This window comes from Candidatus Thiodictyon syntrophicum, assembly GCF_002813775.1.
GTDB classification, from domain to species: domain Bacteria; phylum Pseudomonadota; class Gammaproteobacteria; order Chromatiales; family Chromatiaceae; genus Thiodictyon; species Thiodictyon syntrophicum.
In genome coordinates this window covers 2,674,711-2,699,047 of the sequence record NZ_CP020370.1, presented here as the reverse complement: position 1 = coordinate 2,699,047, position 24,337 = coordinate 2,674,711, and the positions used below count along the sequence as shown (strand labels likewise).

The window sequence follows — 24,337 nt, the reverse complement described above, 5'->3', positions numbered from 1 at the left end:
AACGTTTGACTCGACCGCGGCGTCGCGGAAAACGTTGCGGACGGGATGAATGCCCCGTCCGGCCCGGGCTTCGGCCCGGGCGCCAAACTTGAAGACCCTACCCGCCGCCGCCATTCCAATGGCATCAGGGGCTGCCTGCCGCACCCCAAGGTTCAATCCAAATCATCAATAAGGCTAGCCGCATGTCCAATCCGCTCTTAGACCAGGCCGGTCTCCCCGCCTTCGCCCGCATCCTGCCGGAACATGTGGAACCGGCCCTGGATGCCCGCCTTGCGGCCTGCCGGGCCGAGATCGCCCGTCTGACCGGGGCGCCGGGGGTGCCGACCTGGGAGAGCTTCGTCGAGCCCCTGGAGGAGTCGGACGATACGCTCAGCCGCACCTGGTCCCCGGTGGGACACCTGAACGCCGTCATGAACAGCGAGGCCCTGCGCGCCGCCTACAACGCCTGCCTGCCCAAGCTCAGCGACTACGGCACCGAGGTAGGCCAGAACGAGGACCTGTTCCGCGCCTACCAGGCGGTCGCGGCCCAGGAGCACCTGGACGCCACCCAGCGCAAGCTCCTGGACAACGCCCTGCGCGACTTCCACCTCTCCGGCGTCGACCTGCCCGCGGACCGCAAGGCGCGCTACAAGGCGATCAGCCAGGAACTCTCGCAGCTCACCGCCAAGTATTCGGAGAACCTGCTCGACGCCACCAACGCCTGGAGCAAGCTCGTGACCGATCCGTCACGGCTCGCCGGGCTGCCCGAGTCCGCCCTGGGCCTGGCCCGCCAGAGTGCGCAGCAGCGCGGCCAGGACGGCTGGCTCCTGACGCTCGACATGCCCTCCTATATCCCGGTCATGACCTACGCCGACGACCGCGACCTGCGCTTCGAGGTCTATCAGGCCTTCGGCACCCGCGCCTCCGACCAGGGCCCCCATGCCGGCCAGTGGGACAATGGCGACCTCATGGAGCGCATCCTGGCCCTGCGCCACGAACTCGCCCAACTCCTGGGTTTCGCCAATTACGCCGAGCGCTCACTGGCCACCAAGATGGCGCGCTCGCCGGACCAGGTGCTGGCCTTCCTCAACGACCTGGCGCAACGCTCCGTCACCCAGGCGCGCGGCGAACTGGAGGAAGTACGCGCCTTCGCCTTGGAGCACCACGGTCAGGGGCAACTGGAGCCCTGGGATCTCGGCTACTACTCCGAGAAGCTGCGCGTGCACCGCTACCAGATCAGCCAGGAGGAATTACGGCCCTATTTCCCGGTCTCCCGGGTCCTGAGCGGGCTCTTCGGGGTGGCACAGCGCCTCTTCGGCGTCGATATCGAGGAGGCCCAGGGCTTCGAGACCTACCACCCGCAGGTGCGCTTCTTCGAGATCCGCGACACCGAAACCCGCCAATTGCGCGGCCAGTTCTATCTCGACCCCTTCGCCCGCCCCGACAAGCGCGGCGGGGCCTGGATGGACGTGTGCACCAACCGGCTGCATACCGCCCGCTATGACCAGATCCCGGTCGCCTATCTGGTGTGCAACTTCAGCCCGCCGGTCGGGGATCAACCCTCGCTCCTGACCCACAACGAGGTCGAGACCCTGTTCCACGAGTTCGGCCACGGGCTGCACCACCTGCTGACCCGGGTCGACTATCCGGCGGTGGCCGGCATCAATGGGGTCGCCTGGGACGCGGTGGAACTGCCCAGCCAGTTCATGGAGAACTGGTGCTGGGAGCGCGAACCCCTGGATCTGTTCGCCGCCCACTGGCAGACCGGTGAGCGGCTCCCGGAGGACCTGTATGGGCGCATGACGGCGGCCCGGAACTTCCAGTCCGCGATGCAGATGGTGCGCCAGCTCGAGTTCGCGCTCTTTGATTTTCGCCTGCACCTGGAATACGACCCGGCCCGCGGCGGGCGTATCTATGAGATCCTGGAGGAGGTCCGCGACCAGGTGGCGGTCATCCGCCCGCCGGCCTTCAACCGCTTCGCCCACAGCTTCTCCCACGTCTTCGCCGGGGGCTATGCCGCCGGCTATTACAGCTACAAATGGGCCGAGGTCCTGTCCGCCGACGCCTTCTCGCTCTTCGAGGAGCGCGGGGTCTTCGACGCCGCCACCGGCCGGGCCTTCAAGGAGTCGATTCTGGAGCAGGGCGGCTCGCGCGACGCCATGGTCCTCTATGTCGACTTCCGCGGACGCGAGCCGACCACCGATGCGCTGCTGCGCCATTCGGGGATTGCCGCGTAGGCGTAGCCGCCGCTGCGACCCGATGATTCTCTGCACCGCCGCCTTTCCCTCCCGCGACAGCACGGGCCCGCCCGGTGCCCGCGTACCAAATGTAATCGCGGACCGTCACCCACCGCGAGGTCCAATAGATCGGTTCGGTCGATCAAGCGCAGCGCGATCGGCAGGGAGGCGCCACCCTTGGGGCCCCGCCAAGTGCCGCTGAGCGTCGCGCCGACCGGCGCATCGAGTGCCCACAGGCCGGTCTCTCCCTCCTCGCGCCAAGAGGTATCTTGCGCCGTCCTGGACAGCGGGATGCGGCCAAGAAACCGCTAGAGCGCCGTGACGGCCCGCGGGCCTCACCGGCCGGTGCAGCGGCGCAACCAACCGAGCCCCGCAAGCACCAGTCCGATCAGCGTCAAGGGTGCGGGCAGCGGGACCCCGACGCGGCCTTGATCATCACTCCGGCCACGCGCCCTTGCGGCAACCCGTCGCGGCCGGGGGGCCGCTCCTACGGCGTAGGAGCGGCCCCCGGGCCGCGACGGATGGCGGATCGCCCCGCGGGCACCCGCATCCGCCCGACGGCACTTGGGCGACGGCCGGGCGGGCGGCGCTTGCGTTCGCCCGGGCCCGCCCAGGTTCATTTGAGCGTCGCGAGCCAGTCGGCGATGGCCCGCATCTCCGTTTCACTCACCACGTTCATCACCGGGCGCATGGCCTCGCTCTGCCGGTTGTTGCGCACCCCGCTCTTGATATCGACCATCTGGCCATAGGCATAGTCGGCGCTCTGGCCGGCCAGGCGCGGATAGTCCGTTTTGCTCGGGGTATTGCCGTCGATGCCGTGACAGGTGACGCAGATCTTGCCGGTGTAGACTAAGGCGCCATCGAGCGGCGCGGCCACGCTGCCGAGCGGCAACAGCAGGGACACGAGGATGACGCGGCGAAACGGGACTTTCATGGGATACCTCTGGACTATGGACCAGGTCGATCGGGACGCCAGCCAGAACAAATAGCTGCTCGACGCGCTCGCCGGGTCCGGCCCCTGAGGTCGGGGTGCTCCCCGGCGGCGGTCGCGCGGGCGGATCTTGCCACGTAATCCGGGTGCCGTGGCGTTTCCCGCGGGCAGTGAGGCGCCGGGCGGGGCCCGCGGCGCACCGCCACGGGCCCTGGAAGATGCCGACGCGGGCCGGGGCGAGGCCGACCTGCACGCCTGGCCGGGTATCCGGCTCGGATGACCTGGATGCGCCGCCCCAGCGGGCTGGGCTCCTCGGCGACGGCGGTGCGCCCGGTGATGGGCGGCTGCCCGCCGCGGCGGTCGACGATCACCAGCCAGCGACGGTTGAGCCCCAACCCGGCCCGATAGCCGTCCAACTGAACGAGCCCCTCGGCCAGCGGGTCGGGCGCACCGTCACGCCAGGCCTGCCGAGCAGGGCTCGATGACCCGGGTGTTTCACGCAGAGACGCAGAGGCGGCGAGCTTGACGCCTCGGCGTGAGCAACTGCCGGCTTTGAGATCATCCGTGCCGGCCGGTCCTCAGCAAGTCGTCCGCGTGACGCTGGGCCCGCAACGCAGCGATGAGTCGCTGCGTCTCCTCCCGGTCCCTGGGCAGCGCGTGACTGGGGTAGTGCTCGACCACCTCGGCGGGCGTTGGGGCCGCGGGCTCTTTGGCGGCGACGGCGATGCGTATCGAGCGCTGCGGGGTGCAACGGTCTTGGTCGTCCACTGCGGTCGCTCCCGTCAGGCATGCGCGCAGTGCACGGCAGCAAACGCAACGGATTCCAGGTCCGGCGCGCCCCCCTGCCCCACCACCCGGGCGGCCAGCTGCCGCAGCCGCTGGACCATGGCGGCCAGGCCGTTGCGCCGCCCCAGGCTCAGGTGTTCTTCGAGCCCGAGCTGACCGAAAAAGCACTGGACATCGAAGGCCAGGACGGCGGCGGCGCTCTGCCCGGAGAATAACTGCTGCAAGAGGGCGATCAGGCCGCGGACGATGGCCGCGTCGCTGTCGGCGAGAAACTCGATGATGTCGGTGTCGCCGGGACGGACCCGGGCGTCCAGGTGCACCAGGCTCTGGCACCCGGAGACGAAGCTGGCCGGGGTCTTGAGGGCCTCGGGCATGACGGGCAGGCGGGCCCCCAGGTCCATGAGGTACTGGTAGCGCATCGACCAGTCGGGCAGCAGGTCGAAGACCTCGCTGATCAGCGCCGCCGCCGCCGCGGGCGACTCGGCCACGGGCCCCGGGTAGGCGATCTCCGGCACGGCGGTCGGCAGACCCACGGCCGTTGCGGGCCGGGCACGGACATTGACCCGCGCGCCCCGGCCGGCGTCGATGATCGCGGCGAGTTCCGTCGCCAGGCAATCGATCTCCGCGATCGTGTTGTAGACACCGAAGGAGGCGCGGGCCGTCGATGCCAGGCCCAGACGGTCCATGAGCGGCTGGCAGCAGTGATGGCCGGTGCGGATACAGATGCCCTTGAGATCAAGCGCCATGCCGATATCGAGCGTGCCCAGGGGCGGGTCGGTCACGACCCAGGACAGGACGCCGGCCTTGTCGGGTGCGGTGCCCTTGAGCTCGACCCCGGGGATGGCGGACAGGCGCCGCGTGGCATGACGCAGCAACCGGGCCTCGTGGTCCGCGACGGCCTCCAGACCCACGCCGCAGAGCCAGTCGATCGCCGCCGCCAGGCCCACGGCGCCGGCGATATGGGGGGTGCCCGCCTCGAACTTGCTGGGCAGTTCGGCGTAGGTGGTGTGCGCGAAGGTGACGCGCTCGATCATGTCGCCGCCGCCCTGGTAGGGGGGCATCGCCGCGAGCAGCCGCCGCTTGCCGTAGAGCACCCCGATCCCGGTGGGCCCATACAGCTTGTGCCCGGAGAAGGCGTAGAAATCGGCGTCCAGGGCCTGGACGTCGGTGCGTCCGTGGGCGACCCACTGGGCGCCGTCGATGAGCACCAGTGCGCCCGCCGCGTGCGCCGCACTGATGATCTCGCGCACCGGATTGACGGTGCCCAGGGCATTGGAGACCTGGTTCACGGCAACCAGGCGGGTGCGCGGGGAGAGCAGTTGCCGATAGACATCCAGGCGCAGCGCGCCGGTGTCGTCGATGGGGATGACCCTGATCCGCGCCCCGGTCGCCTGGGCCGCCAGTTGCCAGGGCACGATGTTGGAGTGGTGCTCCAGTTCCGAGAGGATGATCTCGTCGCCGGGGCGCAGATTGGCGGTGCCCCAGGACGCGGCGACCAGGTTGATGGACTCGGTGGTCCCGCGCGTGAAGATGCACTCGGCGGGCTCGGCCGCGTTGATGAAGCGGGCCACGGCGGCGCGGGCCTCCTCGTGCAGGCGGGTGGCGACGATGGAGAGCTGGTAGGCCCCGCGGTGGATGTTGGCGTGCTGGCGCAGATAGTAGTCCGCGACGGCATCGACCACCCGGTCGGGCTTCTGCGCGCTGGCGGCGTTGTCCAGGTACACCAACGGCTGGCCGTGGACGCAGGAGCGCAGGATCGGAAACTGGGCGCGGATGGCCGCCGCATCGAGTGCCGGCCGATCCGCAACATCAAGGGTGGACGAAGCTGTCATGGCGGATGGCTCTGAGCCTGAGTAGGGGGCCAAGCCCCGACGAAGAGGAGAAACACTATGGGCTTAAGTTGGGCTGGACCGGAGTCGGCTCAAGCTCATGGAACCTGGACTTGTCCATTTCCCAACGCCGGAGTCAATCTCGGATGGCCGCGGGGACGGCGCTGCGCGATGCCGCAATCAGTGCGGTGCCCGCACGGCCGGGGCCTTATACTGTCGAAGGATGCTGCATGATAACCGCCCGTCGCGGGTCCCGGGACCGGACCGACCACACCTTCTCACCTGCGCGAGTGCCGCATGACCGCCCTGCGAAACCTCTCCGACAGCACCCTCGCCGACGTCCTCGCCGCCCTGCGCCGGGAGGCCCGGGAGGCGACCGATAGCCGGCGCCTGGTGCAGGACCTCCAGGTCCACCAGATCGAGCTGGAACTCCAGAACCGGGAACTGCGCTGCGCCCGGCAGACCCTTGAGGAGTCCCGTGATCGCTACGCGGACCTCTACGACCTCGCCCCGGTCGCCTATGCCGCCATCGACCGCCAAGGCCTGGTCACCCAGATGAACCTGACCGCCGCCCGCTTGCTGGGCGTCGAGCGGGGGAGCACCGGGGACCTCTATCTGGGCCCTCGGCTCGGCCCCGGTGACGCGCCGCCCCTGCTCGCCGCCCTGGCGCGGGCGCTGGACACCGGGGCGGAGGAAGTACTCGAGGTGGATCTGGTGTCGGCCCATGAGCGGCGGCGCGCGCTGCGCCTGCTGATCCAACGCGAGCGGCCAAGCCCCGGCGCGGCTGGCCCGGCCACCTGCCGGGTGGCCCTGCTCGATATCACCGAGCACCAGCGGCTCACCGAGCAACTCCGGGAGCGGGAACGCGACCTGGTGCAACTGGCCCACCAGGATCCGCTCACCGGATTGCCCAACCGGCTACTGTTCGCCGACCGCCTGGGCCAGGCGCTGCGCCGGGCCCGTCGCGAGCAACGCCAGGTGGCCTTGCTGTTCCTGGATCTGGACGGCTTCAAGGCCATCAATGACAGCCTGGGACACCCGGCCGGGGATCGGGTGCTGCAGGAAGCGGCGCGGCGCCTGCGTGGCCAGGTGCGCGAAGGCGACACGCTCGCCCGCTTCGGGGGCGATGAGTTCACCCTGGTCCTGGACCCCGTGGAGCGCGCCGGCGACGCTGCCCTGGTGGCCGAAAAGCTGACCCAGGCCTTCAAAAGGCCCATCGATCTGGACGGCCGGCCCCTCTATGTCACCTTGAGCATCGGCATCAGCCTCTACCCCCAGGACGGTATCGACGTCGACACCCTGGTGCGCAACGCCGATACCGCCATGTACCAGGCCAAGGACCAGGGCCGCGACGGCTTTCAATTCTACACCGCGGACATGACCGCCCGCGCCTTCGCCCAGGTCTCCCTGGAGACGGCGCTGCGCGAGGCCCTGAGCCTGGAGCAGTTTGTCCTCTACTACCAGCCCCAGCACGATCTGACCACCGGCCGCATCATCGGCGTCGAGTCCCTGATCCGCTGGCACCACCCCACCTTGGGACTGGTCGGACCCGAGTGGTTCGTCCCGCTCGCCGAGTCCAGCGGGCTCATCGTCCCCATCGGCGCCTGGGTGGTGCGCACCGCCGCCGGCCAACTGCGGGCCTGGCGCGAACAGGGGCTGCTGGCGGACGTGACCCTGTGGGTCAACCTGTCCAACCGCGAGATCCGCACCGCGAGTCTGGCCGAGGGCATCGCCGCCACGGTCGCGGAAAGCGGGCTCGAACCCGGCGCCCTGGCGGTGGAGATCACCGACATCAAGTCCGTCGCCGACTCCGAGTCGGCCGCCGAGAACATCCGGCGGCTGCTCGACCTGGGGATCGAGGTCGCCATCGACTCCTTCGGCACCGGGCACTCGTCGCTCGCCTCACTGAAGCGGCTGGCGGTGCGCGGACTCAAGATCGACGGGTCATTCGTCGCCGGTCTCCCGGGGGACGCGGACGACGCCGCCATCGCCCGGGCCATCATCGTCCTGGGCCGGGCCCTGGGGTTGCGGGTGGTCGCCGAAGGCATCGAGACCCGCGCCCAGGCGGAGTCCCTCAAGGCCGCGGGGTGCCGCATCGGTCAGGGCTACCTGTTCAGCCGGCCGCTGGCGGCGGCCGAGTTCGGGGCCTACTGTCGGCGCGGATGAGCGAGTTGCGGAGGTCTCATGAAACGACTGATCGTCGGACTCTCGGGCGCCAGCGGCGTCATCTATGGTGTCCGCCTGCTGGAGCTCCTGAAGACCATACCTGACATCGAGACCCATCTCGTCGTCAGCAAGGGTGCCGAGGTCACCCTGCGGCTCGAGACCCGAACCAGCCTCGACGATTTGCGGGCGTTGGCCGATGTCGTCCATGAGCACGGCAACCTCGCCGCCCCGATCTCCAGCGGCTCATTCCGGGTCCTGGGGATGGTGGTGATCCCCTGCTCCATGAAGAGCCTGGCCCAGATCGCGCTCTCCCTCGGCGACAACCTGCTCAGCCGGGCGGCGGACGTAACGCTCAAGGAGCGTCGCAAGCTGGTCCTGGTTCCCCGCGAGTCCCCGCTGCACCTGGGCCACCTGCGCCACATGACGGCCGTTACCGAGATGGGGGCCGTGGTCCTGCCCCCGGCCCCCTCTTTCTATCACGCACCCACGACCATCATGGACCTGGTGGACCAGACGCTGGGCAAGGTGCTCGACCAGTTCGGGATCGAGCACGACCTGTTCAGGCGCTGGGGCGGCGATGCAGACTGATGCGTTCACGGCGGCGGCCCGGCGACTCTGCGACGAGGTGGCGGTGATGACGCTCGCGACCTGCACGGACGCGACGCCCTGGGCCACTGACGTCTATTTCGCCCCGGATGGGTTCGACCTGATATTCCTCTCCTCGCCGCGCTCCCGGCACAGCCGCAACCTGGTCATCAATCCGTCCTGCGCCGCCACTATTCATCCGCAGGTGAAGTCCTGGCGGGAGATTCGCGGTCTCCAGATCGAGGGCGAGGTTCACCCACCCGAAGGTACCGCGGCCAAGGCCCGCGCGCTCGCCGCCTATCTGACCAAATTTCCCTTCGCCCAAGACCTCATCGCCCACCCGGCGGAAACGGCAGGCGCCCTCGCCCACGCCACCCTGCAGGTGCTGCGACCCTCCCGTCTGCGCTATCTCGACAACGCCTTAGGGATCGGCACACGCTGGTCACTGCGGCTGGTCGATGGCCAAGCCGTCGGCCCGCCGGAATTGGAGGCACGCGAGTGAGCGCCGCGGCGACCCGCTGACATGCGCTTGCGCCAATGCCGGGCGGTCGGCACCGACCGTCCGGGGCCGTTTTCGCCACGAAACCGAAGACTCCACTGCCGGTGACGGCGGTCCCGGGGGCGCCCCCCATCGTCGCCTTCACCGGACCTCAGAAGCCATCTACTCGCCCCGTGCCGGCACCGGCGGCAGCAGGTCGATCAGGCGCTCCGGCTCCAACCCCAGGCGCGCGCGGTAGATGGCCCGGTAGGCCAGCACCCGCTCCACATAGCCGCGCGTCTCCTCGTACGGAATAGCGGCGATCCAGAGATCCGCAGGGGTGTCGCGCGCGGGCAGCCAGCGCACCACGCGCTGCGGTCCGGCGTTGTAGGCGGCCGTGGCCAGGGCGGCGTGGCCGAAGCGCTCATTCATTTGCGCGAGGTATGTGGCCCCGAGCCGGATGTTAAGTCCCGGATCGAGGATGGCCGTGGGCGCGGGCGCGGGCAGGCCCAACTGCACCGCCACCTGCCGCGCCGTGGCCGGCATGAGCTGCATCAGCCCCAGGGCCCCGGCCTGGGAGGCGACGCTCGCGTTGAAGACGCTCTCCTGGCGCAGGACGCCGTAGATCCAGTCCGCCGCAAGCCCCGTCTGCCGCGCCTGTTCTTCCACCAGGTCCCGGTAACCGAGCGGGAAGCGCAGTTGCAGGTCGTCCCAATAATCGGCGCGCTTCAGGGTGAAGATGGCCTGGTCGTACCAGCCCAGCGCCTCCGCCACCAGGGCCGCCGCAAGCAGGTCGGGTGTCGCCAGCCCCCGGGTCAGGGTGCGCCACTCGCGGCGCATGTCCGCCTCCCGGCCGAGCCGGCGCAAGGCCAGGATCCGCGCCAGCGCCGGTGCCTCACTGAGGCGGCGCACCCGCTCGGGCTCCGCGGGGACCGGGCGGCTCGCCAGGTGATAGGGCAGCCCCAGCCGATCGGCGGCCAGGAAGCCCCAGAAGCTGCGGCTGCGGGCGGCCTGCGCGAAGCTCGCGCCCGCCGCGGTCTCATCGCCCAAGGCCGACTGGGCACGCCCGAGCCAGTAGAGCCAGCGATCGCCCTTTTCGGTCAGGTCCGGCATCCGCTGCACCCAGGCCGCGACCCGCGCCCAGTCCCCCCGGCCGATCGCCGCGCGCAGCCTGCGTTCCTGCGCCTCCAGATTGTCGTCCCGGGCAGACATCAGGTCCCAGATCGCGAGCCCCTGCGGGTCGGCGGCCCCGGTAAGCGCCCGGCCCACCGCCGCCGCGGCCGTATCCAGGGCGGCCGGGTCCGCGGCCAGGGACGCGCGGCCGGACTCGAAGGCGCCCGCGGCAGCGCGCGGGTCGGAGCGGGCCAGCCGACCGATCCCGTCGGCGAGGATCGCCGCGGCCAGCGGGTGGCTGGCCGGCGCCTGACCCGTCCCTGACTGGGCCTCCAGCACCAGGGCCGGGCGCGCCTGGACCGCCAGCCAGCGCTCCAGCCAGGGGCGCTCTGCGGCCGGGAGTCGGGTCCCCAACTGGCGCGCCAGCGTGGTCTCCCCCGCCGCCATGGCCAGACGGATGCGGCGCCAGAGGAGCGCCGTGTCGAGGCCGCCGCGGGCCCGCCAGGCGGCAAAGAGCGGCTCGCAGGCGGCCGGTTGGGGGCGAGGCACCAGCCACAGCGGCTCCAGCCGCGCCGCCGTCAGCGCCGCATCGGCCTGACCCGTCTCCACCAGGGCGCGCAGATACAGACAGCGCCGCTCCACGCTGTCGTCGTCATCGCGATAAACCCGGACCAGGTCCGCCCAGCGCCCGGCCGCGGCCAGGCGCTTCACATAGGCGGCGCGCAGGCGCTCGGCCGGCGCCGTGGCGGGAAACTCGGCGAGGAAGGTCTCGATGGCCGCGTCCGGTGCCGACGCCAGCTCGGCGTCCAGCGCCGCAAAGCGCAGGTAGGGGTAGAGGGGATCATCGCGCAGGCCCTCCAGCAGGGACGCAAAGGCCGTCCGATCCCCCGCCTGCAAGGCCTGTTCGGCGGCGCGAAACCCCGCCAGATCGGCCTCCGGCGGGGGGCGCAGCACCAGGGGGCGGACGGCCGCGGGCGCCGGACCGGCACCCGGCCCGCCCGTGGCCGGCACCTCGGGCGCCCGCGGGACCAGCGCCCACACGACCAAGGCGATCAACACCACCGCGCACCCGGCGGCCAGAAAACGCAACATCAGCGGGTCTCCCATCCAACAGCGCTTCGGTGTGGACCCCGGCGCGGGGGCTCGCATCGGCACCGTGGCGCCCACATCTTACCGTGCAACGCGGCGGGGCGAACATTGCGATCCGACGGTGGCTTGCTCAAGCGTCAGCGTTACAGCGCGACCGACCTATCGCGGTACCGGCACCAGCGCCCCCAACCCGATAAGAGGACTCCATGCACCCTGAGATGCACCCCGATCTGAAGCGACTCACCGAGCACCTGCGCACGGCCGCCGCCACCGAGATCATGCCCCGCTTTCACCACGTCCAGAGCCACGCCAAGGCGGACGGCAGCCTGGTGACCGAGACCGATGCGGCCGTCCAGACCTACCTCACGGCGGCCCTGGCCCGCGACCATCCCGGTATCCCCCTGATCGGCGAGGAGATGACCGTCGCGGAGCAGGAGCACTTGCTGCTCGCCGCCGACCACTCGGTATGGGTCCTGGACCCCCTGGACGGGACCGGCAACTATGCCGGCGGCTTCCCCGGATTCGCCATCTCGCTGGCCCTGCTCGAGGCCGGCCAGGTGGTCCAGGCGGCGGTGCTGGACCCGCTGCGCGACGAGTGCTTCTGCGCCATCCGCGGCGGCGGTGCCTGGTGCAACGGCGTGCCCATCGCGCCCTTCGCCCCGGGGCCGCTGCTGGGCGACTGCCTGGCGATGATCGACTTCAAGCGCCTGCCCGCGGCCCGGCTCCCGACCCTGTTCCGCCCCGGGGGCTTTCGCTCCCAACGCAACCTGGGGGCCTCGACCCTGGAGTGGTGCTGGCTGGCCGCCGGGCGTTTTCAACTCTATCTGCACGGCGGCCAGAAGCTGTGGGACTATGCCGGCGGGCACCTGATCGCCGCCGAGGCCGGGGTAAGCGCCAGGCTCTACCGCCCCTATGGCGTCGGACCCGCGCCCGGGCTCGACCTGGAGCCCCGCTTCGCGGTCGCCGCGGCGACCCCGGACCTCTTCGAGCGCTGGCTCGCCTTCATCGACCTGCCCCTGGACGCGCCGGGCACCGGCCCGGTGCGCTAAGGAACTGTCGTTGTCGTTGTCGTTGTCGAGGTTCTCTTAGCGCCCCGGATTCTCTCGCACGCCAAATTGCATCGCTTCTCCGATTACGACAACGACAACGACAACGACAACGACAACGACAAAGATTGTGTCGTGTTTAACTTATTCTTGCCTCGCAGCCCCCAGCAACAACAGCGAACCCCCAATGAACCAAACCCCCGACGACCAGTCCATGGCCCTGGCCAGCGGCATCGCCGCCTACGAATCCAAGCAGTTCTCGCGCGCCGTCGGCCTGCTGCGCCCCCTGGCCGAGGTCGGCGAGGCGCAGGCCCAGTACCGCGTCGCCATCATGGCCCAGAACGGGCTCGGCATGCAGCCCAACCCGCTGCTCGCCTACCGCTACATGCACGCCGCCGCCGTCGCCGGGCTGGGCCTCGCCCAGCACGGCCTGGGCTTCATGTACCTGGAGGGCGAGTGTACCGCGCCGGACCCGCAACGCGCCGCCGCCTGGTTCCGCAAGGCCGCCGACCAGGGACTGGCCGGCGCCCAGAGCATCCTGGCCAACCTCTACGAGGACGGCCGCGGCGTACCCCAGGACCCGGCCGAGGCCGCGCGCTGGCGCGCCTTGGCCGGGTTCGATGAGCGTTGACCCCAGATCCAGGCTGACAGCCCGGGCGCCTTGGACCTATAATGGCGGGACTGCTGCCGGGGTGGCGAAACTGGTAGACGCATCAGACTCAAAATCTGACGGGGGTGACCCCATGCCGGTTCGATTCCGGCCCTCGGTACCAAGTAAAGACAAGGGGTTAGGCGGGAACGCCTAACCCCTTTTCGTTTGCCTGCCGCGCCCGTGTGTAGCGCGCCAAATGGTTTGCACAAGCGCGCCAAATGGTTTGCACAAGCGCGCCAAATGGTTTGCACGAAGCATCACACCGCGATGTCGACTTCCGGCATCGCAGGTGCAGCCCCCTGCACCCAGCCGTCCTGGCACCACACGCGAGTGCCGACACCTGGGGCGGGTTCGCCGCGGTAGCGTAGGCGCATTGACCCCTGGCCCGGGACCCCGACCACACAGGTCCCGGCGCCGACGCTCGCGACGGTGCCGGCCAGTAGCGGCGAGGCGGGGGTCAGGCGGCGCCAGGCGGCCCATTGGTTGGGGGTGTCTTCGCCCAGGCTGACCACTTGGGATGCCTCGCTCTGGTTGGCAGTGACCGCGACGCCGCAGACGATGCCGCGCTCGGTGCCGCCCGCCGTGGCGATCTCCACCACTGACCCCACCCGTACCAGGCCCAGGCCGCCGCCCAGCGGCAGGCGCACGGCGCGCACCAGCGGTTGCGGGGCCTGGGCGGCCAGCAGGCGGGCGCCGAGCAGGCGGGCGGCGTCGACATGAGTGACCAGGTCGCACTGCACCGGGGCGGCGGTCTTGTCGCCGGCGCTGCCCTCGCGCCACACGCGCCCCAGCAGGCCGCCGATGTCCCCGCCCTGCACCCACACCGCGGTGGCCTGGGTGGTGAGCCGCTGGCGGGTGCGGCGCATCCAGATGGCGCTGGCCGGGACGCTCAGGTCCGGCGTGGCCGCGGCCAGGGCCCAGGGCAGGACCGGGTAGCGGGGCTGGATGGTCAGGCGGCGCGCGCCCGGCTCCGGCACGACGATCAGGCCGACCGATAGCGCGGCGGCGTGGATGGCGCCGATGGGGGTCTGGTTGCTCCAGGTCCAGGCCCCGGCCGGCAGCAGCCAATCGGGGGTGCCGGCGGCCCAGGCGAGGGTCCAGGGACTGCCCAGGGGCAGGCGCTCGGTGAAGGCTTGCGCCAGCGTGCGGGCCTGTTGCAGCACGCCCCAGGCCGGCAGTTCCTCCGGGCTCGACAGTTCGGCCGACAGGCCGCGGCCGCTGACCCGGATGGTGTTGCTCCCCGCCTGCCCCTCGGCCTCCCAGTCTTCGACCCGCAGCCACCACAGGGTGTCATTGACCTGCACCGCCAACGGTACCGGCGCCCCGTCGCTGCCCGCCTGCACCGTCTCCAGGGCCGCGGGCCCGGCCAGGGTGCCGCTCCAACTCCAGGCCCAGGCGTCGGCGTCCAGGGACACGTCAAACGTCAGCAGGCCGACGCGCGCGCTATCGGCCAGGCGCCAGGCGGCAAATTCGTGGTTCACGTAGTAGGACCTCCGGGTGGGGAAGCGGTAGGCGCCGGGCGCGGCGCGGCGGCCCAGGTACAGCCGCCCGCCCGCGCGCGGCCAGTCCAGGAACAGCCGGGCGCTGGGGGCCGGGCGCGGCGGCTGCCAGGGCGGCGCGGGCGGCTGATCGCCCCACACATAGCCGACCAGGGCGGCGTCGCGCCAGCGCTCGATCAGGCACACCGCCAGCCGCGCGCCCGCCCGCCAGGGGGCGCGCAGGGTCTGCTGCGCGGACGCGCCCGGTGCCCAGGCGCTGCGCCAGGCGCGCACCGCCAGCGGCAGGTCGACCCAGGCCGCGACGGCGCCGCCGCCGCTGCGGGTGCCCGTGGCCCACGACTGGGTGACGCCGGTGCACGCCGGGGGGGCCTGCACCCAGTGTGCCCGGGCGCTGCCGCGCTGGGGACTGGCGACACCCCAGCGGATATGGCCGCGGTTCCCCGGCAGGAGCGGTGACTGGTGCCAGCGCTCCCGGCCGACCGCGGCGGCCAGGGGGGCGGCGCGCCACGCGGGGCGCAGCGTGCCATGCGCCGGGGCGGCCGGCTGCCACTGGTCGGCCGGGCCGGCGGCCAGGCTGGTGCCGACCGCCCAGCGCGCCGCCCGGGTGGCGCCGACGTGCATGAGTAGGTTGGGGTCGAAGCCGAGGGCAACGGCCCCGCGCGCCCCCGCGGTGCGCCCGGCCAGCGCGCCGGGAAACGACGGGGGGACGAACCCCAGGGCCAGGGCCCCGCGCGCCCCGCCGGCCCTACCCCGCAGCGACAGGCGGCCGGGCGGGAGGTCGGCCAGGCCCAGGACGAGGGCGGGGTTGCCGGGCTGGCCGGTGAGCCGCAGCGTCGCGCTGCCGGGCATGACGCTCAGTCCTCGGTGATGGTGGCGGCGCTGACGGTGATCATGCCGCCGGCGATCAGCGCGGTAGCGTCCAGGGTGATGGCGGCAGCGGTGCCGGTCATGCCGACCGTGACATCGGCGATGGTGTCCCCGGCGCTGTCGCGCAGGCGCCCCCACACGGCGGTGCCGGTGCCCAGCGCCAGGGCCGCCGCGGGGACGGGGTCGGCGCTCCAGACGCCGGCGGCGGCACTGCCGCTGGGGCTGGCGAAGCTGATGGTCCCCAGCAGCGCGGCAGCGCCGGGGGCGCTATCGGCGCTCGCCGGGCGCGGGGCGCCGTAGAGGGCCAGGGTGCCGCCATCCAGCCAGGTGCCCAGCAGCGCGGCGCGCGCGGTGCGCCGGTCCTCGGCGAAGGCCAGCAGATCGCTCATGGCATCGGCTCCGGGGTGATGAGGTCGGCGATGGCGGCGTTCACCGGCTCGGCGCCGTGGTCGAAGCCGATCACGAAATAGCCTTGATCGCGCCAGGCGATGCGCTCAAAGGCGTAGGCGCCGGTCGCTGGGTCGCTCCAGGTCTCGCGCAGTAGCCGCCCGGTGGCGCGGTGGTACAGCCTGACCCGGTAGGCGCCAGGGATGCCCAGTTCGGTGATCGTGTCGGCGATGCGATACGCGCCGCCGAACACCGGGTCGGCACGCAGGGGGGCGCTGGGGCTGAGGGGCGAGAGACGGCCGCTCATGACCACGGCCCCACGACGTCGGCGAGGACGTCGCCGGCGTGGGCCGGGTCGGCATGCCCACCCGCCATCAGTAACAGCGTCGCCGGCGCCCCGCTCACATCGACGTACGGGGTCAGCCAGGTGCGGACCTGATACACGGACAGCAACTCGAAGAGTCCGCGGTAGGTACCGCGCGGCAGCACGGTACTCTCGCCGCCGCAGAGGGGGGCCACCCAGGTGCGCCCATCCGATAGGCAGGGGTCGGCCAGCAGTCCCTGCCCTACATTGCCCCCCCCCGCGTAGGGGGTGAGATAGTGCAGGTAAACCGGCCCGCCACTCTGCACATAGGAGCGCGCGACATAGTGGGCCGAGGCGCTACCCGGCATCGCGCGCTCTCGGCATACCATGCTGTAGTACCCGCCGACTAAGGCCGCTAAATTGCCGGACAAAATAAAGTTAGAAACGTCTCCGGTCACGAAACTGGAGCAATCCCCGAACGTGAACCGTCCCCGACCGGCAGCGACCACGGCGCCGCAATTAACCCAGAGATACACAGTACGATGGTCGGCCAGGATGGCCCAAAACCGGGACACGCCGTCCGCGGTGTAGCTCTTGATCCAGCGCAGCCCCCCAGCCTGCTGCGCCGCGGTGGGGAAGGGGGCGGTGCCGGTGTCGATGTCCGACATGGCCTCGTAGCCCACCACGCGCGCCACGCGCGCCCCCTCGGTGGCGTTGGAGCCGGCGTCCTCCACGCGCAGGTAGAGCCCGGTCGCGGCGGCATCCAGCGACCGGTAGGCCGCGCGGTTGGTCCCGCTGAAGACCCTCGACCACCCCGTGGTGGGCGCGCGCTGCACCGTGATGACCCCCTGCGCGCTACCATCCGGGATCGTGCTGCCACAGGTCCAGGTCAGCACCGTCGGGCTGGTGACGCTCGCCCGCCAGCGGGTGTTGAGCCCGTCGCGGGGGGCAGACACACCGCCGATCAGGATCACCACGCCGATGTCGACGCTGGCGGAGGCCCCCAGATTCACCAACCCATGCCCGGCGTTGACGGTCAACGTCGCCACCCCGGTCGTCACCGTCAGGCTGGTGACGCTGACGGACCCGAAGCCGTCGAGCAGGCACGCGTCCAGGACGCTGATCATGCTGCCCGCCAGGCCGTTGAGGGTCGGCGCCCCGGCCATGGTGGAGTCGAAGTAGCACACCGAGGTGTCGCGGATCGTCATCGTACAGTCCCCTTACAGAGCGCTTGAGCGCCGGTTAAGCGCCGTCGACATTGCCCACCAGCAGCAACTCCACCTCATCCCCCAGGCCGCTGGGCTGCGACGGCTGCACCGCGCGTACCAGGTCGATCGGGTAGCTGGCCGCGGCCACGTTGAAGCGCAGGCAGTTGCCGACGCTCCAGCCCAGGCCCCAGCCGCGCGCGTCGATGGTGAAATAGGGTTGCCCGGTCAGCGGGTTCACCGGGCTGCAGTCCTGCGTGGTGTCGCCCACGGCGATGATCCCCAGACTCTCCCCGATCACGCGGAAGGCCGTGGCGCCGGTGATCTGCACCAGGACGCGGTCCGGCACCGCCGCCGCGTTGGTCACACCGATGGGGTAGAGGGTGGCGTTGTACTGGCACAACGGCTCATCCCCCAGGCGCGCGTCGCTCCAGGTCCCGGTCCAGGTGGTCTGGGCAAACAGGTTGGAGACGCGCGCCTGCAGGGTGCCGCAGTAGAGCATCCCCGACACCAGGCTGGTGGCCGCCGGGAAGTCGTAGGACAGCGCCCGCACGAAGGTCAGGGTACCGTTGATGTCGGTGTCGCGCAGGCGCCCCAGGTCGGCGATCGTGTGGCGGATGGTCCAGGGCGGCGTGAAGCCGCTCTGGGGCAGCGGATCAGCCAGGGTGAGGAGCCCGGCGGCGCGATCGAGCGTGTAGCGGTCAGCCGGCAGACGGGCCTGGAGGCTGTCATCGATCACCACGCGATAGAGCCGCAGCCGCCCACAGTCAATGACCTGTCCGGCGCTCAGGGTCGGCACGCTCAGGGTCGCCGTGTGGTGCACCAGGGCCAGCATCCCGGGGCGATAGATCAGCACCCGCCCGTCCACCGGCAGGCGCGCGGCGTCCAGGCCCAGCAGCGTGGAGTCGGGCGGTATGGTGGTAGTCGCCACGGCGTTGTAGACCAGGCTAGCGGCGTCGATCAGGTGTGACTGCCAGATCGATTGCACCGTGCCGGTGGTGACGATGGCGTCCGCGCTGTACCAGTCGGCGGCCAGCTCGGCCGGGGTCAGCCCGGACACCAGCCGCCAGCGCCCGAAGCGGCAGCGCACCAGGCCGCGGATGGGATCGACGCGGATCTCGCAGTCGTTGTCCGTGATGATGCCGGTCGGTCCGGGGGTCTTGGTGAAGGTGCTGCCCAGTAGGTCGGTCCAGCGCAGTTGCAGGGTCCCGGGCTTGATCGGCGAGGTCGCGGTGCGGAAGATGACCTGGTCCACCGGCTGCCCGCCGAACTCGGTCACCAGGGCATCGAGCGTCACGGCATTGGCGCCGCCCGCCGGCCACTGCGTCAGGCGGGCGCGCCCGCTGCTGGTGTCCAGGGTCCCGGCGAGCGCGCCCACGCCGGTGGCCGGGCTGAGGTCGGTATAGAGGGCCCCGTTGCGGTGGATATAGTGGGTGCCGCCCAAAGTGAAGCGCAGCGAGCCGGCGGTCAGGGTCTCCCCGAAGCCCTTGGCGAGGTCCAGGTCCAGGGCCGTCAGGGTGAGGGTCTCCAGCGCGCCGGTGTCGCCGCCGCTGGGGCGATAGCGCACCGTGACGGTGCCGGCGCCGGGGAAGGTGCCGCCGGTGTCCTGGTACCAAAACCCGTTGAAGACCACCCGATAGACCGGACCGGAGGCCTCGACCCCCAGCTGCTCCCCCACCAGCCACGATTGGCGCGGTACCGTCAGCGTCACCTCCGGTACCCAGGCGAGCGTCGCGTTCGCGTAGTTCACGACCCCCGCGGTACCGCCGGTGATCGGCAGGGCGCCGGCGCCGTCGTCGGTGGCGCTCACCTGCTCGGGGATGGGCGGCATCTGGTGGTTGGTGTCGCGGTAATCCACCACGCTGATGGGCCAGGTCACCGCCACCGAGCCGGGGCGTGGCACGGCGGCCAGGGTGAGCAGCAGCGAGGTGTCCGGCTGGCGCGCCGGGGCGCTAAAGGTCTCGGTGACCGGGTCGCCATAGTCGTAGCTGATGGTGAACTCGGTGCCGTGCGGCGGCACCAGGCTCGGGCGCACCCACCACTGCCCGGTGGCGTAGTGGATCGCCCCCGTGCCGCCGGTGCCGCTCACGCCGCCCGCACCGTCGTCGCTCAGGGTGTAGGTGGTGGCGCCGACGCTCCAGCTGATATCGACGGTACCCGGGGCCACCCCGGGGTGTGCGGTGGTGCCGCTGACCTTGGGCGCGTCGAGCGCGGTGCCGCCGCGCGCGGTGTAGCTGATGGGGGTGCCCCAGGCATAGATGATCTCGGAATCCACGTCGGGCAGGCCGCCGCAGGTCAGGGTCACGGTGCCAGTGGCCCGGTTGAGCTGGCCGCTGCCATAGCTCGCATCCACCCCCGCGAGCGCCCCGGCCCCCGTGTCGAAGAGGGTGTACCACTCGTCGTTGGTGCGGTAACTCACCCGCAGGGTGCCGGCCGCCGGGCTGGGTACCAGCGTGATGACCCACACGAAACCGCGGTTCTCGAAGGTGACCAACTGCGCCGCAGTGTCGGCGATGCGCACCGGCGCCGCCCCCGGGCGGTAGAGGATGTTCTTCGCCGCGGCCCCGAAGGCCGGGGCGGCGTCGTTGAAGGCGCAGACGCCGTTGCTGTAGTCGACCGTGCCGATGGGCGTGGTGGCCAGGCGCAGGGTGCCGCCGAGGTCCGTGATGGTAGAGCCGGCGACGACAATACTCAGGGTGCCGGGATAGACCGGGCCACCCAGGTACAGGCTGGCCCCCGGCTTGACGCAGTCGGTGCTGGTGCTGAAGGACCAGGTCCCGGCGGCGGCCGGGACCAGGCCCGCGAGCCCCCCCCCCGGCGTCGTGTCGGCCAACGCGGTCTCGGTGGTGGCGGTGGGGATCAACGCCGCATAGAGGCTCGGCAGGCGCACGCTGTAGTCACCGAGCGCCGCGGCGCTCGCCAGCGGCAGGGCGCCGACCAGCGACACGGCATCGGCGCTGTAGCGGGTGGCAAAGATCTCGGTAGCTCCCGTCGCGTCATAGAGCCCCGGCTCGCTGCCGGTGAAGTCCTGGCGCAACGGCTCGGCCAGTTCGCACACCACCGAGCGCACTGTCACCGCGCCCTGCGGGGTCTGCACCTCCACCACATCATCCACCACGCGCGTGATCCAGACCACTTGCGAGGATTGCGCCACGCCGTTAGCGCTCGCCACCAGCACCAGGCGCTGCCCCACCCCCGGCAGGCTCGCGGCGGGGCGCTGCCACAGGTTGAGCGCACGCTGATTGGTGAAGTGAGTGCCCCACAACCAGCCGCTCCAGCGCGCGCCCGGGCTCAGGCCCGATTCCAGCCGCTCGCGCAGCGCCCCGCGCTCGTCATAGTGTGAGCCGGTGGAGAAGGCCAGCACCGACACCGCCGGGTCGGCCGGGGGGGTCAGCACCACCACCCCGGCATCCAGGTACTTGGCCGCGTCGGCACTCGCCACCTGGGCGAAGACCTTGCGGATGGAGACATCCCCGGCCACCCGGTCCACGTCGGACAGGTCATCGAAGATCTGATTGGCGGTGCCGCTGAGGATCTCGGTACCGGCACGCTGGCCGCCGCCGTCAGTGGTGTCGGACATCCGTTCCGACTGAAAGAAGCGCAGGTCCTCGGCGGTGATGGCCATTATGATCCCGGGATGAAGGATGAAGGATGAAGGATGAAGGATGCAGGATGCAGCACGGCGGGCGCGGGTCGTGGCGGCCGGCCCCGTCCTCCATCATCCGATCGAGGACGCCAGACCGGCGCGGCGCAGGGCCTCGATCAGGTCCTGGTCCTGGCCGGCGCCAACATCCAGGGCCGTGGTCGTGCCGCCCACCACCAGTTCTACGCGCGTGGTGCGGCTGACCATCGCGCCGCCACCGGTGGTGCCGGTGGCGGTGCCGCCGCTGGTGCCGCTGGCGGTGCCGCCGGTGCTGGTGCCGGACGCGGCGCCGGTGTCGGTGGCGGCGCCGAATTTGCCGTTTGCGCGCAGCCACTGTTCGTAGGCGGCGAGCGCCGCCGCTTTTTGGGTGGGGTCAACCCCGGTACCGAAGCTCGAGCCATAGCCGCCCAGGTCAGTGCCGAATTGTGCAAACAGGTCGTTGAAGCTGGTGGTGCTGGGGGCGTTGCGGCGCGCATCGGCCGCGGCCTGCAGTTCCTGCTCCTTCTTGAGGACCGCATTGAGGGCTTCCTGGTACTTGTCGGCGCCCACCATGCCGGCCTCGAAGGCTGATGCCAGGGCCGCCTCCAGGCGCCCGAGGGCGTCGCTGTCGGCGGCCGCGGCGATGGCGCGGGTCAGGTCTTCCATGGTCTTCAGCCCGGTCGCGCCGGCGGACGCGAAGGCCTCGCTCAGGGCGTGCTGCGCCTCGCTCAGGGCCTGCGCGTGGCGCGTCGCCTCCTGCGCCGCGTCCGCTTCCAACTGCAAGCTCTCGGCCGCCTGCTGCGCCTGGGCAATCGCCACCTGTGTCGCCGGAGAAGCATCGCCCTGCACGCGCGCCTTCTCGGCGATGGTCTGCGCCAGCCTGGCCTCCAGGTCGGCCTGTTGCTGCTTGGCCGTGGCCAGGGCCGCCAGCTCGACCAGCTCCGCCGCCGTGGTATCGAGTTCGAGGCGCTGCGCCGCCGTGGTGTCGCCGCGCGCCAGGGCCTCGGCGCGCAGGTTGGCAAGATGCGTGAGGCGCGCCTGGCCCTGACGCTCCAGCACGCCGATGGCGCCCTGGGCGATGGTCGACTCGGTGCGCTGCATCTCGATGGACTGGCGCAGGGTCTCGGTTTCCTCTGCCAGCTGGCGCGTCAGTGCCGCCCGGCGCTTGGTCTCCAGCTCCGTGGCACTGGCCGCCGCCGCGCTGGCCGTGGTGCCCTGCTGCGCCGCCGCGACCTGGGCCAGGGCCGCGGTCACCGCCTGTTGCGCTGCCGTCACCCACTTGCCCGTCGCGGCGTTCCACTGGAGCGCGACCTCCACCCCGCGCTCAGCGGCCTCGTTCTCCTCCGCGAGCGCGGCGCGCGCCGCGGTCAGCGCGGCGGCAGCCTGCTGCTGCGCGGTGGCGGTCTGGGCGCTGGCGTTGGTCAGGGCGATGGCCCCGTCGGAGGCTTGGCTGTAGCCCTCGCCCAGGGCGTCCAACTGGTCGGCGGTCAGGCTGATGGCGGCCGCCTCGGTGGCGGCGGCGGCCGCGCCCTTGGCGGCGGCGGCTTCCTTGGCGGCGGCGGCCTCCTTGGCGGCCTCGGCCTCGGCCTTGGCGATGGCGGCCAGGGACTCCTGATCGCCGATCATCCGCGCCGCGGCGGCGCCGGTAGCGTCGTAAGACGCCTCGACCCGCTTGCCCGCGTCCTCCCACGCCTTCTTGTACTCATCAGCGCTCTTGCGCGCGGCGGCGACCATCTGGGCATCAGCCAGGCCGACCTTGGCCGCCAGTTCGATGCGCCACAGAATATTGTTCGCCCGGAACAACTCGATCGCTGCATTGACCTCCCTGAGCTTGTTGACGACGACGGCGGTGCCGTTCCACGCCACCTGCAGCGCCCCGACCACCTGACTGGTGGTCTCGCCCAGCGACTTGAGCTTGGCCACATACCCCTCGAAGGTCGTCGCGGAGTCCCGCGCAAAGGCCCCGATCTTCTCCACCACCGTCCCGAAGTCGAAGTCGCCGATAAACTTGCGCACCGCCGCCGCGGCCGACTCGAACACCTTGGCCAGGTCCGCCCGCAGCACCTCCAACTGCCCGCTGGCGAGCCAGGTCGTCAGTTGCCCCGTCAGTGCCACCACCTCCTTGCGCACCGGCTCCAGCAACCCCTCCCCCAGGCGCGTCTTGATGGTGTCCCAGGCCGAGGACAGGGACGCGAAGGCCCCCGGCAGATTGTCCTGCATCGCCGCGGCGGCCTTGCCGGCCTCATCGCCCAGCCCCAGCATTTGCTGGCGCAGGGTCTCGACCCCGGCGGCGCCCTCGGCCACCAGTGAGCGCAAGCCCGGGCCGGCTTCCATGCCGAAGGCCAGGATCGCCCGCTCCGCCGCGGGGCCGCCGGTGGCGAGTTCGCCCAGCACCACGAACAGGTCGCGCGAGGTGATGCCCATATCGCCCAGGGCGCGCGCGGCCGCCGAGGCCGGATCGGCGAGTTGACTCAGGATACTGTTGAGCGCCGTGCCCGCCCGGCTCGCGTCGATGCCGCGATTGGCCATGGCGCCGGTCGCGGCGACCATCTGTTGCAGGCTGTAGCCCGCCGCCGACGCCATCGGCCCGGCATAGCTCAGGGCCTCCGCCAGCCCCCGCACGCTGGTGTTGGACGCATTGGCCCCGGCCACCAGCGTATTGGCGACCTGTGCCGCGTGCTGCGCCCCCAGGCCGAAGCCGGCCAGGGTGCGCGTCATGATCGCCGCCGACTCGGCGACCTCCAGTTGCCCGGCGCTCGCCAGGTCGAGCGTCGGGCGCAGTGAGTTGAGCACCTGCGCCGTGTTCTGTCCGGCGCGGGCCAGTTCGATCTCCGCGGCCACCGCCTGGCGGGTGGTGTAGGGCAGCGACGAGGCGGCGACCGCGTCGGCCGCCGCCCGCAAGGCTTGCAGGTCCGCCGGCAGGGCGCCGGTAACCTGCTGCAAGATCGAGAGTTCGCGCTGGAGTGCCCCCGCCTCGATCGTCGCGGACGCGAACCACTCAGCGAGCGCGCGGGCGCCGAAGAACGCCGCCGCCGCCGCGGCCAGGCGCATCACACTGCCGGTCAGCGCATGGAGCACCCCGCTGGCCGCATCCTGCGCGCCGATGACGATCTTCAGTGCCAGGTCCCGGGCGGCCATCAGACCGGCACCTCGATCAAGCGGATTTCCTCAAGCACATACCAGGCCGTGCCGCTGGGGTTCGCCGCCCCGGAGTCCCCCACCACCGGCCAGGGCGCGGACCGGACCCAGGACTCGCCGTTCTCGCGCCGCGGCAGCACCCGGAAGGTGCGCCCGTCGTGGTGGTTGAGCGTCAGCGCCGTGCCCAGGGCGCCCAGGGCCAGCAGCGCCAGCAAGTCAGTCCGCGACAGGCGCACCCAGTCAGCGCCGCCGCGGTACGTGATCGGGCGCCCGGTCCGGGCCGGCCCGTCGAACACCCACACCACCCCATCGAGCGCCCAGGTCACCGCCTGCTGGCGCGGCTCCCACGCCAGCTCATCCGCCCACAGCAGGTTACCCGGCAGGGTCAGCGAGGTCGCGGTGCTCGCGAGCGTCAGGGCCATGG

At 71.3% G+C, this 24,337-nt stretch carries 18 protein-coding genes and 1 tRNA gene; 8 read left to right on the top strand and 11 right to left on the bottom strand.

The window, feature by feature from the left end:
* Nucleotides 1–182: 182 nt before the first annotated feature.
* Entirely contained in the window at nt 183–2,216 is a 2,034-nt protein-coding gene (prlC, locus tag THSYN_RS11325) for an oligopeptidase A (RefSeq protein WP_100919240.1), read from the top strand.
* A gap of 616 nt (nt 2,217–2,832) precedes the next feature.
* On the opposite strand, the gene THSYN_RS11320 is transcribed toward prlC, so the two are convergent.
* Nucleotides 2,833–3,150: a c-type cytochrome gene (locus THSYN_RS11320; protein ID WP_100919239.1), complete on the bottom strand. Its 318-nt coding sequence runs from the start codon at nt 3,148–3,150 to the stop codon at nt 2,833–2,835.
* A 127-nt stretch (nt 3,151–3,277) separates the two neighbouring features.
* Between THSYN_RS11320 and THSYN_RS34845 the strand changes: the two genes are divergently transcribed.
* Nucleotides 3,278–3,427 carry a hypothetical protein gene (locus tag THSYN_RS34845; RefSeq protein ID WP_172965264.1) on the top strand — a complete coding sequence of 50 codons (150 nt, stop codon included), beginning with the start codon at nt 3,278–3,280 and terminating at the stop codon, nt 3,425–3,427.
* A 278-nt stretch (nt 3,428–3,705) separates the two neighbouring features.
* On the opposite strand, the gene THSYN_RS11315 is transcribed toward THSYN_RS34845, so the two are convergent.
* Together THSYN_RS11315 and THSYN_RS11310 are read right to left on the bottom strand one after the other, a co-directional pair.
* Nucleotides 3,706–3,915, bottom strand: coding sequence for a hypothetical protein (locus THSYN_RS11315; protein ID WP_100919238.1), 210 nt, complete (start codon nt 3,913–3,915; stop codon nt 3,706–3,708).
* A gap of 14 nt (nt 3,916–3,929) precedes the next feature.
* Nucleotides 3,930–5,765, bottom strand: a complete 1,836-nt coding sequence (locus tag THSYN_RS11310) for a SufS family cysteine desulfurase (protein WP_100919237.1) — start codon at nt 5,763–5,765, stop codon at nt 3,930–3,932.
* A 294-nt stretch (nt 5,766–6,059) separates the two neighbouring features.
* Here THSYN_RS11310 and THSYN_RS11305 point away from each other — a divergent pair, with 294 nt between their 5' ends.
* Genes THSYN_RS11305 through THSYN_RS11295 form a run of 3 tightly spaced genes read left to right on the top strand, consistent with a single transcriptional unit; the run spans nt 6,060 to nt 9,015 of the window.
* The gene (locus THSYN_RS11305) at nt 6,060–7,928 is read left to right on the top strand and encodes a putative bifunctional diguanylate cyclase/phosphodiesterase (protein ID WP_100919236.1); all 1,869 of its coding nucleotides are present in this window, start codon (nt 6,060–6,062) and stop codon (nt 7,926–7,928) included.
* 18 nt (nt 7,929–7,946) lie between these two features.
* Nucleotides 7,947–8,516 (top strand): UbiX family flavin prenyltransferase, encoded by a 570-nt coding sequence (locus tag THSYN_RS11300; protein WP_100919235.1) that lies wholly within the window; start codon nt 7,947–7,949, stop codon nt 8,514–8,516.
* Nucleotides 8,506–9,015 (top strand): pyridoxamine 5'-phosphate oxidase family protein, encoded by a 510-nt coding sequence (locus THSYN_RS11295; RefSeq protein ID WP_100919234.1) that lies wholly within the window; start codon nt 8,506–8,508, stop codon nt 9,013–9,015. Before THSYN_RS11300 ends, THSYN_RS11295 begins: the two co-directional genes overlap by 11 nt.
* A 159-nt stretch (nt 9,016–9,174) precedes the next feature.
* On the opposite strand, the gene THSYN_RS11290 is transcribed toward THSYN_RS11295, so the two are convergent.
* The gene (locus tag THSYN_RS11290) at nt 9,175–11,196 is read right to left on the bottom strand and encodes a transglycosylase SLT domain-containing protein (protein WP_216644732.1); all 2,022 of its coding nucleotides are present in this window, start codon (nt 11,194–11,196) and stop codon (nt 9,175–9,177) included.
* A 203-nt stretch (nt 11,197–11,399) separates the two neighbouring features.
* On the opposite strand from THSYN_RS11290, the gene THSYN_RS11285 reads away from it, so the two are divergent.
* From THSYN_RS11285 to THSYN_RS11275, 3 genes are all read left to right on the top strand, one after another.
* A complete protein-coding gene (locus tag THSYN_RS11285; protein WP_335582503.1) occupies nt 11,400–12,242 on the top strand; it encodes an inositol monophosphatase family protein in 843 nt (280 codons plus the stop codon).
* A gap of 184 nt (nt 12,243–12,426) precedes the next feature.
* On the top strand, nt 12,427–12,870 hold the full coding sequence (locus tag THSYN_RS11280) for a tetratricopeptide repeat protein (RefSeq protein WP_100919233.1): 444 nt from the start codon (nt 12,427–12,429) through the stop codon (nt 12,868–12,870).
* Nucleotides 12,871–12,925: 55 nt separating this feature from the next.
* Nucleotides 12,926–13,012 (top strand) — tRNA-Leu (locus THSYN_RS11275).
* A 136-nt stretch (nt 13,013–13,148) separates the two neighbouring features.
* On the opposite strand, the gene THSYN_RS11270 is transcribed toward THSYN_RS11275, so the two are convergent.
* The 7 genes from THSYN_RS11270 to THSYN_RS11240 form a co-directional block, all read right to left on the bottom strand.
* The gene (locus THSYN_RS11270; RefSeq protein ID WP_100919232.1) at nt 13,149–15,239 is read right to left on the bottom strand and encodes a hypothetical protein; all 2,091 of its coding nucleotides are present in this window, start codon (nt 15,237–15,239) and stop codon (nt 13,149–13,151) included.
* 5 nt (nt 15,240–15,244) lie between these two features.
* On the bottom strand, nt 15,245–15,646 hold the full coding sequence (locus THSYN_RS11265) for a hypothetical protein (protein ID WP_100919231.1): 402 nt from the start codon (nt 15,644–15,646) through the stop codon (nt 15,245–15,247).
* Nucleotides 15,643–15,951, bottom strand: coding sequence for a hypothetical protein (locus THSYN_RS11260; protein WP_100919230.1), 309 nt, complete (start codon nt 15,949–15,951; stop codon nt 15,643–15,645). Before THSYN_RS11260 ends, THSYN_RS11265 begins: the two co-directional genes overlap by 4 nt.
* Nucleotides 15,948–17,156 (bottom strand): hypothetical protein, encoded by a 1,209-nt coding sequence (locus THSYN_RS11255; protein ID WP_100919229.1) that lies wholly within the window; start codon nt 17,154–17,156, stop codon nt 15,948–15,950. Before THSYN_RS11255 ends, THSYN_RS11260 begins: the two co-directional genes overlap by 4 nt.
* Nucleotides 17,157–17,190: 34 nt before the next feature.
* Nucleotides 17,191–20,778: an RHS repeat domain-containing protein gene (locus THSYN_RS11250; RefSeq protein ID WP_100919228.1), complete on the bottom strand. Its 3,588-nt coding sequence runs from the start codon at nt 20,776–20,778 to the stop codon at nt 17,191–17,193.
* A gap of 93 nt (nt 20,779–20,871) precedes the next feature.
* Nucleotides 20,872–23,913, bottom strand: a complete 3,042-nt coding sequence (locus THSYN_RS36645; protein WP_100919227.1) for a phage tail tape measure protein — start codon at nt 23,911–23,913, stop codon at nt 20,872–20,874.
* Nucleotides 23,913–24,335 (bottom strand): hypothetical protein, encoded by a 423-nt coding sequence (locus tag THSYN_RS11240; protein WP_100919226.1) that lies wholly within the window; start codon nt 24,333–24,335, stop codon nt 23,913–23,915. The genes THSYN_RS36645 and THSYN_RS11240 overlap by 1 nt, the downstream gene beginning before the upstream one ends.
* Between the last annotated feature and the right edge of the window lie 2 nt (nt 24,336–24,337).